Below are 14,654 nucleotides of genomic sequence, written 5' to 3' on the forward strand. Positions count from 1 at the left end.
AATCCAAAGTTTCTAATAATCATTATTATGCACAGGTTATTGACCATACTAACTTGTTTAACATATAATTGTCTAGACAACTATTTATATTTTAATGAAAGCTGGTGTGTTTCTTGAAGATACCTGAAGACAATCATTCCATCGGTTTTCAGCTTGGATATACATATCGCCGAGCCTCAAACCTATTCTTGAGTAAATTAAAACCCTTTGATATTACACCTGAACAGTGGTCTGTTCTCAATCAGATTGCGCTCAGTGAGGGACTAAATCAAAAAGAAGTTGCAACCAGAGCAGATAAAGATCAGCCTACTACGACTAGAATACTCGATTTATTAGCAAAAAAAGGACTTATTCGGAGAGAGGTGTCCCCTCAAGACCGAAGAGCCTTTCTGCTGCACGTTACAAAAGCTGGTGAAGATCTACTCGCAATTACTACTCCGATCGAGCATGAATGCAGTCATCAGATATCCGAAGGCATTGATCCGAGTGAGATGAAGATATTTAAGGATATCCTCTCCCGGATGAATGCCAACCTCGAAGCGAAATAAACATAACAGGAGATTTGATACTTCATGAACCATGAACTTAATAACAAACTATGGACCAAAGAATTTATAACACTAACTGTAAGTAACCTGTTTCTATTCCTTACACTTCAGATGCTGTTAACCACACTTCCCGCTTATGCAAAAGAAGCGTTCGGGGCCAGTCCAACTCAGGTAAGCTTAATTACCAGCTTATTTGCATTCAGTGCTATCGCCTCGAGATTGTTCTCTAGTAAAGCCCTTGAAAAAGGAAAACGACGTCAGCTTCTTTATATCGGATTGTTCATTTCCTTACTTGCCATACTGGGATATTACGCTGCATCCAGCATTGGTTTTCTGCTGCTCATGCGTGTATTATTCGGCCTCGGCTTTGGTATGACCAGTACATCCTTTCCAACCATGGCCTCGGATATTATTCCTGCAAAACGACTAGGCGAAGGCATGGGATACTTCGGGTTATCAACGACACTAGCCATGTCCATTGGTCCGATGATTGGATTGACTTTACTTCAAGGTGGTGGTTTCACCCCACTTGTCTTTATAACATCAGCCATTAATATTCTTATCTTTCCGTTAGCATTTCTACTGACTTCAAGAACACCAAAACGACATAAAGAACCTGCGCCAGCAACAATACAAGATGGCAAGAAGGGTACAGTCATGCGCCGTCTCCTTCTCCCTGCAGTGTTGAATTTTCTGACATCCATCACTTATGGTGGACTCCTCAGCTTCTTGGCATTGTACGGAAAAGAGGTTAATCTATCCAATCCTCAATATTTCTTCTTGTTCAACGCACTAGCAATTATTCTGATTCGGCCTGTATCTGGAAGACTATATGATCGGTATGGACATAAAGCTATTCTCATCCCAGGAGCACTATTCATGGTTGCGGGATTAATACTTCTTACGTATGCAACAACTACAAGCGGCCTACTTCTATCTGCACTTTGTTATGGTCTTGGGTTCGGATCTATGCAGCCATCACTTCAAACTTGGATGATCCAGGAGGTTCCACCACAACAACGCGGGATGGCAAATGGTACCTTCCTGAACTCACTCGACTTTGGTGTCGCTATCGGCGCTATGGTTCTAGGCACAATAGCGCGGTTCTCAAGTTATACGGTCATGTACCGTTATTCTGCCATTGCCGTCCTTTTAGTAGTCATTATTTATATCGTAGCTCTGGTCTGTAAATCGGCTTCTCGGAGAAAAACTGATTCTACCTCATCTATCTAACTTAAACAAAAGGCATTAACATCAGATCTCGTTCTGAAGCCCTTACTTTGCACCGGATAGATTACACAAACAAAAACCTTGCCTACTTACGGGCAAGGTTTTTGTTTCCTAAAGGAGAACGCTTTTGCTTCTTAAATTCCATCTGGTGAGGACCATTGTCTTTATCCTCCTCTTCTTTCTTCTCCTCAGGTTTAACTGCAAAGAAGGTAAGGAGGGCACCTATAGCTGAAACTGCCGCTAATACGCTGAACAAAACCCAATGATTAGCTCCGAGCAGGAGAGAAACAACGGGAGGCCCAAGTGAAACACCAATAAATCGCATACTGCTATATAGTGATGTAATCGTACCACGCTGCTCCTTCTCCACTCCCTGCGTGAGCAAGGTGTCCATGCTTGGGAGGGCGAGACCGATACCAATGCTTCCCAGAGTCATGAAACCAACAACAAAGTAAATCTCATCACTGAACCCTGTAATGATTAGAGCTACCGTCAATAATGTCATTCCCACAAAAGCTGTCCATTTCATTCCTACCTTATTATCCCCGATAAACTTTCCAGCGAGAAATGATGCCAAACATAATGCCGCAAGAGGTATTGCTAATACTAGTCCTTTCATAACTCCTTTTAGCTGGTATGTTGACTCTAATGTCTCTGATAAATAGAACAACACACCAAATACACCAAACATCGCTATGCCGCCGATTGCAAAAATCGCATACAGCCATCGCCCTTTTTCATGCAGCACTTCTTTTGTCGTCTTTAAAAATTCACGGATCGATTTCTTATTTTCTTTAAGCTTCGGAGGCTTCACAAGAAAAACAACTAAAACAATAGAAATTAAACATAGTGCAGGAATAGCGATAAATGGTAAAAACCAAACTAAACTTCCGAGATAAGCTCCAAGAATTGGACTGATTACTTTACCAAACGTATTGGAGGTCTCTATTATTCCAAGACTTTTACTAACTTCTTCTTCCTCTTTAAACATATCACCGACAAGTGGAATAACGATGGGAAATGCTCCAGCAGCCCCTATACCCTGAAGCAATCTTCCCGCCAAAATCACGCTGTATGCTCCCATTCCATCCATCATCCAGGCAGCAACAGCCGAAACCCCTCCGCCCACGGCAGCAATGATTAAACTTGGAATGATGATCTTTTTACGCCCATATCGATCCGAAAGATAACCCGCGATAGGAATAAGCAGTATAGCAACAACTGCATAAACCGTAATCAGCATACTGACCATAAACGAACTAATACCCAGTTCTTTAGAGATTTGAGGAAGAATAGGAATCAACATGGAGTTGCCGAGTGTCATAATTAACGGTATGGATGCAAGGGCAACCAGATCCCTTTTCTTATTTTCCACGAGAAGACCACCTTTAACATCATTTACGTCTGCTTATATTGTGGGTTCATTTGCCCATAATATGCATGACAAAAAGGTGGCTTGTTACACTTTAAATCCAGACATTAACTTCTTAAGATGAGCTGATAGCTCATGAAGAGTCTGTACGCTAACAGTAACTTCCTCCATCGAAGCGAGCTGCTCCTCCGTTGCAGCACTTACGCTTTGAGAGCCAGCTGCCGTCGTCTCCGTAATCTCTGTAATTCGACTGATCGAGGTTACAATTCCAGCTGCTCCATAGTTTAGCTGTTCCGTACCCGAACTTACTTCGGTGATCTTGTCGTTAAGTTGTCCTATCGACTGCTCAATCTTCATGAATGCATCTTTAGCTCCAGTCGCAACTTCCATCCCATCCGTTACGGATCTTAATCCCTCTTCCATAATTATCGTCATATCCTGGATGTCCAGCTGAATCTGCTTCACAAATTGACTAATTTCATCTGATGATGCAGATGTCTGTTCTGCAAGTTTTTTCACTTCCGACGCTACAACGGCAAATCCTCTTCCATGTTCCCCAGCCCGGGCGGCCTCAATGGAAGCATTCAAGGAAAGTAACCCTGTTTGGGTCGCAACATTTGTTATCACGTCACCCATGGTCCCAATACTTTCAGCTTTGCGACCCAATCGTTGCACTGCCTCAGCTGATTTCGTTACAATGGTTCTTATATTCTCCATCTCCTGAAGGGTATGGACTATCGCTAAATCGCCTTCCCCAGCAAGTTGATTCGTCTTTTGCGAGAGTTCTGCAGTAGTTTGGGCAGATTTTGAAATCTGATTCATTCCTTGAGCCATTTCATTAACGACCGCTGATGTAGCTTCAGAATCTTTGAGTTGATTCTCAACTCCAGCGGCAAGCTCCTCCATAATACCAGAAGTATGCTGTGTCGCTTGGTGAATTTCTTCAGCGCTAGACTTAAGCATGGTCGTAGAATCAGCCACCTGATCCGCTGCCTTCTGCACCTGCATAACAAGATTCCGAAATCCCTCAATCAACTTATTGTAAGCATCTGCAACACCCTTGATCTCATTGTTCGAACGTACATCCAGACGAGTCACGAGGTCCCCACCGCCTTCTGCAATCGTGAGTAGCTGTTCACGCATCCGGTTCAGCGGTTGTATCGAACGAACGAGGATTAAATTGCTTAACCAAAAATAGAGGACAGCGATAATCCCAATTCCCAAAATAATACTATTTCGCTGACTAGCACGTGTATTGATTGCTTCTTTACGCTCTTCTATATGTACATATTTTTGATTTACAAAGTTCGAAATAACAGGAGCAAATGATTTGCGAATCTCTCTTTCTTTCTGAAACTCATCATGATATTCGCTATATGAAGCGAGCACAGCTCCCTGCTTATCCATACCAGCCTTCTTCAAGACCATATCCACAGCCGTATTATATGTAATGAATCCAGACTCTATATCATCTAACATCTTCATATCGTCAGGACTTGCTTTCACCAATGGTCTTGTCGCTTCACCTAACTGAACAAACAATTCTCTCTTCTGATTTAAAGAGTCTATATATGAAGTATCTCCTGTAAGCAAAAATCCTCGTTCATCATTTGCCATTCCGGTAAAGTAGAGCTCCATCTCATTTAAATGATGAACGATCTGCTGGTCTACATCAATAATGGTTGTAAACTTCTTCTGCGTATTATGAGATGAAATAAATGCACTCAGGATCATGATCATGATAACCGTTGACATAATGATTGCGGAGATTAACATTTTTGTTTTGATTTTCATTGGTGAAAGCACCTATCCCTCAGTAATGTATTTGAGACCACTTAATATTTTCGACATTATTCCGGCGAAAATGAATAGTTGTAGCTGTCACAAAAAAAAGAAATCGCCCTTTATTTACTGGAGAATCCAGCAACCATTAAAGGAACGATTTCTTTAATAATCATTACTGATTTAGGTCATCCTCTAGCCTAATTACGAGGAAGGAAGCGACTCTTCTCACCTAAATGGTAAATATGAAGCTCATGCATTGCACGCGTGCATGCAGTATAGAACAATTTCCGTTCACTCTCTTTGTTATACACATCATTCGAACCGTTATAGATGATCACAGCATCAAACTCTACACCTTTTGCCAAGTATGCTGGAACAACCAAAGTTCCTTTCTCAAATGCAGGGGTGCTTTTTGTAATCAACCTTACAGGAATTTCAGCAGACAACTGTTTGTGAACACGGAGACTTTCGGCCTCTGTCTTACATATGACCGCAACATAATGGTATCCCTTCTCATGAAGATTACGAATATCAGATATAACAGACTTGGTTAATTCTGATTCGGTATCTACTGGGATGACACGAGGCTCCTCACCAGGTCGATTAAAGGGTACGATTACTTCGCCTCCTGGAATCATTTTTCGAGTAAAATCAACGATCTCATAGGTCGACCGATAGCTTCGAGTCAATGAAATAACTTCAGTCTCTTCCTCTCCATATAGACTAACCAAATTCTCCAGGCTACCTAACGCTTCACCATGAGCATAAATGGCTTGGTTCAGGTCTCCTAAAACAGTCATCTTAGCACGAGGAAATAGTCGCTTTAGAAACTCCAGCTGAAAAGCAGAGTAATCCTGCACTTCATCGACAATAACATGCCGAATAACTGTATTCGTACGGAAGCCTTGCAGAAGTTCTTTCAAGTAAAGAAAGGGAGTTGCATCTTCATAAAACATTTCTTTATTCTGAATCATTTGCATGGTTTGGCTGCACACTTCACTCCAAGAATCAGGCAAGGTAGCATCACTTCCGGCTAAACGACGGAATAACCGTTCATCTGCAAATAGTTTACGATATAAGCCTTTAACATCAACAAATCGATATCGCTTCACCCAACGTCTTATAGGCTTGAGCCTATTGCTCACCACCATCCGACCCAGTAGTTCTCTTTCCTTATCAAAATCATTAAAACTAACTTCATTCTTCTTCTGCTTTCGGCGAAGCGTCTGGAACGCCCGGTGATAATCATCTGGGTCCATTAATTCGATCTGATCTTCAACCCACGGTTCTTTCCGCTCTTCATGTGCAAAATCTGACAGACGTTTAAGAATCCATTCCTTCATTAATTCGAGTCTGCCAGCAAGCTTCACTGCTGAGTCATAGCTATAAAAATGCTGAATCATCTCATCGCCGCTAACAATCACTTTACCTTGAAAAACGATCGGTCTAAACATCATACCTTCCCGCTCCAATAAATCTTTATAAGAACGGATAACATCAAGATAAGGTACTGAGGACTTATATGTGATTCCTTCTAGACGGGCACGATGTGCCGGTGTATCAGGAGCATTCAGTAAGACTTCTGTCTGTGTAAACACATCTTCTAACTCAAATTCTCTGCCAAGACGATGCTCAAGATAAGATTGGAAAGTTGTCTGCTGCATATTGTCTTCCCCGAGCTCAGGGAGAACGGTTGATACATAACTGTTAAAGAGTGGGTTGGGTGAGAACAATATCATCTGATCTGCACTTAACACCTCTCTGTATTTATACAGTAAATACGCGACCCTCTGTAAAGCTGCAGATGTTTTTCCGCTACCCGCAGCTCCTTGTACGATCATCATCCGCGTCTTATCATTTCGTATCACAGCATTTTGTTCCCTTTGAATCGTTGCCACAATGCTCTTCATGCGATCATCAGCGCTATGACTTAGCACTTGCTGAAGCAGTTCATCCCCAATCGTCACCCCCGTATCGAAGAGAACTTCAATCACACGATCATGGATAACAAATTGGCGCTTCAAGCTCATCTCTCCGGAAACAGTGCCTGACGGAGTCTCATAGTGGGTTATTCCTGGAGATCCATCATAATATAGACTGGAAATTGGAGCACGCCAGTCATAGACAAGGAAAGTATCTGAATCTGAGTCCATGAAAGATCCAGTCCCAAGATAAATCGGCTCAACCTGACTCGTTCCTTCTTCTCGAAAATCAATTCGACCAAAATAGGGTGAATAAACAAGTCTTTTATACTTTTTCAGTGCTTTACTGGACTGCAGGTGGGATCTCTCTCTTTCTGAAAGCACCTGTGATTGCTGTCGAAGGTTGGTTGACGTCTCCCCCAAATCATCGGGATTGCTAAAATTGACAGTCACTTCATCCCAGAATTCTTTACGCATCTCAATGACATCACCGCGGACTAAGCCTACATCTGCCTCAAGTTGCGTAATTTTTCGACCAATTTTGTCTGTGACTTCCGTGACCCGCGCTTGTTCGTCCTTCCAATCCTGATCGCTGATCGCCATCTCTTCATCCCCCTATTTTTAGTTGACATTGGGTTTGATCTGTGCTATAATTGAAATATATTAATACTGCTCTCATTAAAATAAGTGATCAGACCAAGATCCATTGTAACAGTCTATAATACAATAATCAATATGAATACCCAGAAGTCGGCTAATCTAGCCGGTTTTTTTATGTCTAAAAAATAAAATCACACGATACTCCCCTTCAAATGTAAACAGGCTGCACCATATGCCAGCCTGTTTACTGTTGTAGAGCATCTTCATTTATTTTTTAAGCCATGCTAGTATGCCCCCAACGTTATCCTTTTTCTCTACGAAGCGGCTAATGTGATCCGCAACTCGATTTAGACGCTCTAATGTGTGGCCATAATCATACATGGCTGCAGCCACAACGGTCATCCGAAATCCTCCAGGTTCAGAGCCAGCGCCGCAGATCACTTGATCCATAAATGCTTGATTCTGCTCAGCCATAATTTCTGCCTCATCCTCATTAGGCTTCAACTTGTCTTCAAATTTCCACAGAATGTGTTCATGAAATTTAATGAGTTGTTCAAGATGTGCATCAAACTGCTCATCAATCTCCTCTGTACGATTCGCCTGAAAATAATGATTCTCCACAGCATTAAGTACTTCATATCCCTTTTGAAGAGAAACTAATAAGTGCTTATACACGACGAGCTGTCTAGAATGGCTATATTTTGCCCTTTTCAGCTTCTTTTGCTCTTCCTCGAACAAATTGTATTTGTCTGCTAAGGATTTAATGGTTCCTTCTAAGCTGTTCATCTCATCACGGTACACGGTATCCTTAATCTCATGTGAAATCGCTGTACGCAATAATAACGACATTTTATCAAATACATTGTTAATCTGTTTAAAATACTGTTCTCTCGGCTTTGGTGGGAAAACAATAATATTGATTAGAAATGCAGAAACAATACCAATCAGCGTTAGAAAAAATCGATTAAAGGCAAAGTCCCATTGTCCGGATGCTTCCATAACTGAAATAACTGTGACGAGTGTTAAACCAATGGTCTCGCCCATATTGAGTTTAATACAGATCATAATGACTAAAATACACACGAGCCCTACGGCAATCGGCTGATTCGTTAAAAAGTAACCCCCAAGCATCGCAAGCCCCGCACCTAGCGTACTCGTCTGAAGCTGATCCAGGAAATACTTCCAGGACCGATAAATTGAAGGCTGCATGGCAAAAATCGCTGCAATTGCAGCTCCGACCGGTGATGAAATCCCTAGCAGCATCGTCAGATAGAGGGCTAAAGTTACAGCTAAGCCCGTCTTTAACATTCTTGCACCAAAGGCCACTGGCAGCCCTCCTTAAAATATTTTCTTACCCACCAATCATGTATAATGGGGGTACGCACCATTTATTTTCTATGAAACATCTCATATACGAACTAATTACCCTATGCGTTGCAATATTATACAATTCTACTTCCGCCGAAGCTCATACACTCCAATGGAGAACATCAGCCAAGCACAGCTTGCCAAATAACCACCAAGTACATCACTTGGATAATGAACACCTAGATAAATTCGACTAAGTCCAATGCACAAAATGATGACACTAAATAATAACACAACCATGTTTCTACGAGAAGTCGTATGGAAGCTTTTCCACAGCAAGTATGTCAATATGCCGTACATTGTAAAAGCTGCCATCGAATGGCCACTCGGAAAGCTATATCCTGTAATATCAATCAGACGGTTTATATCAGGTCTAATACGTCTAAACATGTTTTTTAATATAACGTTTAGCATAGCAGAACCCAATATCACAACTGCAAAAAATATCACTTCTCTTCGAAGATGCAGCACTTTGTACATCCATATGACAATCGCCAGGCAAATAATAACTATCGGGATATTAGAGCCGAGGTAGGTGAATCCCTTAGCAACCCATGTTAAGGAAGGCTGCTCAAATCCACGAACAAGCTTTATAAAGAAACTGTCGAAACTAACTACTTTTTCCGATATTACCAATAAGGATATGGCTACAAAAGCGATTAATGAAACAATGGAGATGATCCAAAACCACCTGATTCGGGTATTAGAATATGTGTGATGTTGACTCATGAAGTTCGCTCCTTACGCTTGTCTCCTAATTAATCAGTCAGAAACAAGATAGTATCATGTTACATAACCCTTGTACAGCTCTTTCCAATCAGGTTCATATTTTCTTGAAATTTCAATTATTATCACCGATTTACTCGGAATCATTCAAGGGAGGTTCATATGAAACACAAACGCTGGATTAATGCTGCAATAGGTGTAATGGTAGGATTATCTTTAACTACACCGGCAGATGCATTTACCGGAGAGACATACGCTGGGGCAGGATCTTATAGTCATGTTGTACCCCACGCCGCTGTGGATGCACAGGCTGACATCTACAGAACTGCAAATGTAGCTGGCAAGATGCCAACGAATAAATGGTGGAGCAGCCTAGCTTGGAACCCTTACTCTGAAGCTCAGTACCCGCATCCATTAGCAGTCAAAAACGAGCCCTCGGGATTTCGTATTTATAATCCGAGCCCTCGAATTATATCAGATACTCATGCGATCTCTGGGTCAATGACATCCTCAGGTGACTTTACGGTTGGTCACTCCGAAACAGAGTCATTCCCTGATGCCAAAGTGGATGGGTATAATGATTGGTTCGTAAAGGCCAAATATAGTTTTGAATCAACTTCAATGCAGGTGACTTATGGGCATGGATCGCCTTATGTATTTTTTACTTATAACAACGGAAATCCTTACATATCATTTGAATCCTCCCCTAAGATCTGGTATGGCAATTCCTCCAGTCCGATACTTGGGGTTAGCATAAATGGAGCACATTATGGACTCTTTGGTCCATCAGGCAGTACATGGAGAGGCATTGGCACTCCCAAGCTCACCAATTCATTGAATGGCAAGAATTACTTCTCGATTGCTGCACTGCCAGACAACAAGCCTCAGACGCTTGAAAAGTTCAAGAAGTATGCGTATTCGCATGTTACAGACACCGAAGCAAACTGGGATTACGATGCATCAACAGGTGAAATTACCACGACCTATACATATAAGACAGAAGCAAAGGAAGGATTAAGCAATGGCACGATTTTCGCCATGTATCCTCATCAGTGGAAGAACTCCTCTAATGCTAATCTTCCGTACACCTATCCATCTGTTCGCGGAACAATGAAAACAGGTGAGGGAAATTCTTTTGAAACAACGATGAAATTTAACGGAGTCCTCCCTTCCCTACCAGATGATAAGGGCATCTATGATCGAGCCCCATTGGCTAAGTACATTGAAGAAGCCGCAGGTGAAGATTACTATGGTGCTCCAGACTCCTATTCCATCGGCAAACGACTTGGAAAGCTTGCAACCTTGGCACCAATCGCTGAACAGATTGGAGATACGGCATCCGCGGACAAGTTCTATGATGAGATTAAATCTCGTCTGGAGAGCTGGTTAACCGCAAGTGATGAATATGGCAATGTTAAGCAATCCGAATTGTTCTATTATAACAATGTGTGGGGATCACTCATCGGTTATCCTGCAAGTTACGGTACAGACAGGGAGCTCAGCGACCATCAAGCCCATTATGGATATTTCCTTAAGGCAGCAGCAGAGCTGGCTCGTAAAGACAAAAGCTGGGCCGAAGATAGTCATTATGGACCGATGATCGACCTCCTGATCCGAGATATCGCGAGCGATGACAGGAATGATCCTATGTTTCCATATCTTCGCCAATTTGATCCCTATGCAGGTCATTCTTGGTCATCAGGACATGGGAGATTTAATGACGGAAATAACAACAGCTCCTCTTCGGAATCAATGAATGCTTGGGCTGCTCTTATTCTGTGGGGAGAAGTAACAGGAGATATCGATACGAGAGACTTAGGAATCTATTTGTATACAACAGAAATGAATGCCATTAATGAATACTGGTTCGACACTGAGGGTACCAATTACCCTCAAGCATTCACGCGCTCCAGTGGAAGTATTATCTGGGGTGGCAAAACTACGGGAGATTCCACCATGTGGACAGCAAATCCAGCTGAAGTTCATGGTGTTAACTGGCTTCCTATCACGGGGTCCTCCCTCTATCTTACACAGCATCCTGATTATGCGGCCCAGAACTACGCAACTATGGTTAGAGAGAACAATGGAACTGAGTTTACGACGTGGAATGATCTCATCATGATGTACTTGGCGATTTCAAATCCGGAAGAAGCGATAAAACAATTCAACACTCAGGCTGCTTCTATGATTCCTGAGCCAGGAAATTCGAAAGCGAATACGTATCACTGGATTCAGACGCTTAATAGTCTAGGTACTCAAGATTCAAGCATCACGTCGGACTACCCCCTATACGCTGTATTTAATAAGAATGGACATAAAACTTATGTGGTGTACAATATGAGCAATTCCATAAAGACGGTGCGCTTCTCCGACGGCACAGAGGTACAGGCATCCCCGGACCGTTTCACTACTTATGAAAGCAAGGACTAATCCATAACAACAATTTACATCTGCCCCTATTCATATACTCAGCATAAAATAAAGAGAGTCCTGTACGCAGACAGGACTCTCTTTATTAATGCAAATGACTATTCATGTAAATCAGTTGTTCATTACCCATATGGTGATGAAAGCGATCAGAGAAACCCCATAGATCATGATCAAACGAACAATATTCGCTTTTGATCTTCGTTCATATTTCGGGTTCGACTTCTTGTTCTCTTGAGACAAGCCTAACATTACCGTTGATATACCTCCGATTAACACTAAAGAAATGACGATGATATAAATAATCACGCCCATCCCCCTTCTGTATTAGAACCGCTGATTCACTAGCTCCTTCACCGCTTGCACTCCTTCAATGGTGCTTCGGACATGAACTACAAGCTGCTTACTCTCGTCGTAATGACGGGAAGAATGATCGTATTTCGGATCATAGTAATGTGTCAGCAGCAGATGAATAGCTTCCGGAAAGCGGTCTTCCGAAAGATGGCGGCCTATCTCTGCGGCAATCGGTGTATGAATTCGATCTTTAATTCGATTAAAGGCTTGAATGTATTCATCCTTATATTCGGCTGGACGATAATCATTCATAATCTGTGTAACACGCTCTTCTATCGGCATATCGATAACAATAGCCAACCCTTCTTCTTTCTTCTCAATCAGGAAGTCCGGAAGCACAACTTTACCGATCCGCTTGCTCTCCGCTTCAAACAGAACATAGGGAGCTTCACCAATTTCTCGTAACTGTTCAAACAAGAGTGAATCAAAGGTCTTCTGATTATGCGAGTTAAGACCGATATGACCAAAGATGGATCCGCGGTGACCCGATAATCCTTCCAGATCAAGCACAGGATAGCCTTCTTTCTGAAGCTGCTGGAGAATCGCAGTTTTACCCGTTCCAGTAAAGCCGTGCAGTACCAAGGCTTCCGCATTTAAACGGGTTTGATTAAGCGTATCCACAACCAGCTTTCGGTATGCCTTTATTCCCCCATGAATTCGGTATACATGAACATCCATCAAGGAAAGCACAGTTGCTGCAGTCCTGCTCCGCATCCCACCTCTCCAGCAGAATACCACTTTGTTACCCTCTAACTGCTTGAATTCTTTCACAAAAGCAGGCAGCTTAGCGGACATGATCTCTAGTCCACGCTCCTTAGCTGCGTCAACACTTACCTGTTTATACAGGGTTCCGATCTCTGCTCTTTCCTCATCGTTAAACACTGGAATGTTATAGCTGCCAGGTATTGTTGACTCCTTAAATTCTGAAGGAGATCTTACATCAATTAGATTAAATTGCTTGTCCTTCTGAAGTTTTAAAAGTTCTTCCACACTGATGTCTTGAAACATATCGTACGCTCCTTTTATCCATACCGGACCACACTAGCTGCTATTCTACGACAATCGTTCCTGGATGCTGATCTGTCACGCGTCCAATCATCCCCGCTTCTACGCCAGCTTCTTGTAATTCTTGAAGCAGCTTTAAAGCTTCCTCTTGATCAAGCGCAATAAGTAAGCCCCCTGAGGTAACCGCATCACACAAAATTAAGCGATCGATGTCATCCATTGCTTCAGGAAACTGAACAGAACCACTCACATGTGCATGATTATTCTTAGAACCCCCCGGGATAACTCCTGCCTCCGCCATTTCACGGACACGTGGAAGCACCGGAACATCGTCTTTAACGATGACAATGCCAGTACCGCTTCCCTTCGCCATCTCAAGCGTGTGCCCCATAAGGCCAAAACCCGTCACATCTGTACATGCATGTACATCGTAACGATCCATAACTTCAGCAGCGGTCTTGTTCAAACCAGCCATCACTGATGTTACACGAGAGATTTCCTCTTCACTAAGGAGATCCTTCTTGATAGAGCTGGTCAGAATGCCTACACCGATTGGCTTTGTTAAGATAAGCGCATCTCCAGGCTTAGCCCCTGCATTGGTTCGAATCTTATCCGGATGAACAATGCCTGTTACAGCAAGACCGAATTTAGGTTCCTTATCATCAATAGAGTGTCCGCCAACAAGAGTAACTCCTGCCTCTTTCAATTTATCTCCTGCACCACGTAAAATATCCGAGAGGACCTGCTTGTCCAGTGTGGTGATTGGAAAGGCAACAATGTTAAGCGCAGTTAATGGTTTCCCGCCCATCGCATAAATATCGCTGATGGCGTTCGCTGCTGCAACCTGACCAAAAGAATATGGATCATCAACGATCGGAGTAAAAAAGTCAACCGTCTGCACCATTGCTAGTTCGTCCGTCAGGCGATATACACCAGCATCATCACTTGTATCCAAGCCAACGAGAAGGTTCGGATTCGGATCAGCAGGTGGAAGTGTACGAATCACTTGTGCCAGATCAGCAGGACCGATTTTACAGCCGCATCCTCCTTTGGAAGAAAAAGAGGTTAGTTTAATTTTCTCAGGTTGTTTCATGATGGATCATCCCTTCTTATCTGTTCTATATCTACACTTAGCTTGAACATATAACAACCCCTGAAATACCACCATGCTGGAAAAGCAGCATGGTGACACCTCCAAGGGCTAATCAATAAACAGTCGTTTTTAGTTCATTTATTTTGCAAAATGCTCAATACCTTTATTATATGAAAATACCAGCTTTAAGTCTATTCATCCATTCTTCACACGAACGCTTTCAC

General features: G+C 42.5%; 11 protein-coding genes. 3 read left to right on the forward strand and 8 right to left on the reverse strand.

Features of this window, described 5'->3' with window-relative positions; genetic code table 11:
* Window positions 1-113 precede the first annotated feature (113 nt).
* Both AC3WJJ_RS10195 and AC3WJJ_RS10200 read left to right on the forward strand, forming a co-directional pair.
* Window positions 114-548 (forward strand): MarR family winged helix-turn-helix transcriptional regulator, encoded by a 435-nt coding sequence (locus tag AC3WJJ_RS10195; RefSeq protein ID WP_492540239.1) that lies wholly within the window; start codon window positions 114-116, stop codon window positions 546-548.
* 24 nt (window positions 549-572) lie between these two features.
* The gene (locus AC3WJJ_RS10200) at window positions 573-1,781 is read left to right on the forward strand and encodes an MFS transporter (protein ID WP_492540240.1); all 1,209 of its coding nucleotides are present in this window, start codon (window positions 573-575) and stop codon (window positions 1,779-1,781) included.
* Between the two features lie 82 nt (window positions 1,782-1,863).
* On the opposite strand, the gene bcbE is transcribed toward AC3WJJ_RS10200, so the two are convergent.
* From bcbE to AC3WJJ_RS10225, 5 genes are all read right to left on the reverse strand, one after another.
* Window positions 1,864-3,153, reverse strand: coding sequence for a bacillibactin exporter BcbE (gene bcbE, locus AC3WJJ_RS10205; protein WP_492540241.1), 1,290 nt, complete (start codon window positions 3,151-3,153; stop codon window positions 1,864-1,866).
* Window positions 3,154-3,237: 84 nt separating this feature from the next.
* Window positions 3,238-4,944, reverse strand: a complete 1,707-nt coding sequence (locus AC3WJJ_RS10210; protein WP_492540243.1) for a methyl-accepting chemotaxis protein — start codon at window positions 4,942-4,944, stop codon at window positions 3,238-3,240.
* Window positions 4,945-5,132: 188 nt separating this feature from the next.
* On the reverse strand, window positions 5,133-7,460 hold the full coding sequence (gene helD, locus AC3WJJ_RS10215; protein WP_492540245.1) for an RNA polymerase recycling motor HelD: 2,328 nt from the start codon (window positions 7,458-7,460) through the stop codon (window positions 5,133-5,135).
* A 264-nt stretch (window positions 7,461-7,724) separates the two neighbouring features.
* Window positions 7,725-8,783, reverse strand: a complete 1,059-nt coding sequence (locus AC3WJJ_RS10220; RefSeq protein ID WP_492540247.1) for an FUSC family protein — start codon at window positions 8,781-8,783, stop codon at window positions 7,725-7,727.
* Window positions 8,784-8,909: 126 nt separating this feature from the next.
* Window positions 8,910-9,554 (reverse strand): phosphatase PAP2 family protein, encoded by a 645-nt coding sequence (locus AC3WJJ_RS10225; RefSeq protein WP_492540249.1) that lies wholly within the window; start codon window positions 9,552-9,554, stop codon window positions 8,910-8,912.
* A 159-nt stretch (window positions 9,555-9,713) separates the two neighbouring features.
* On the opposite strand from AC3WJJ_RS10225, the gene AC3WJJ_RS10230 reads away from it, so the two are divergent.
* Window positions 9,714-11,981: a glycosyl hydrolase gene (locus AC3WJJ_RS10230; RefSeq protein WP_492540251.1), complete on the forward strand. Its 2,268-nt coding sequence runs from the start codon at window positions 9,714-9,716 to the stop codon at window positions 11,979-11,981.
* Window positions 11,982-12,092: 111 nt separating this feature from the next.
* Here AC3WJJ_RS10230 and AC3WJJ_RS10235 read toward each other — a convergent pair whose 3' ends face one another.
* From AC3WJJ_RS10235 to selD, 3 genes are read right to left on the reverse strand one after another with little or no spacing between them, the layout of a single operon-like run.
* On the reverse strand, window positions 12,093-12,287 hold the full coding sequence (locus AC3WJJ_RS10235) for a hypothetical protein (protein WP_492540252.1): 195 nt from the start codon (window positions 12,285-12,287) through the stop codon (window positions 12,093-12,095).
* An 18-nt stretch (window positions 12,288-12,305) separates the two neighbouring features.
* Entirely contained in the window at window positions 12,306-13,340 is a 1,035-nt protein-coding gene (gene mnmH, locus AC3WJJ_RS10240; protein WP_492540254.1) for a tRNA 2-selenouridine(34) synthase MnmH, read from the reverse strand.
* Window positions 13,341-13,380: 40 nt separating this feature from the next.
* Entirely contained in the window at window positions 13,381-14,430 is a 1,050-nt protein-coding gene (selD, locus tag AC3WJJ_RS10245) for a selenide, water dikinase SelD (RefSeq protein ID WP_492540256.1), read from the reverse strand.
* Window positions 14,431-14,654: the final 224 nt, after the last annotated feature.

The organism is Paenibacillus sp. FW507-14B1B, from assembly GCF_058781425.1.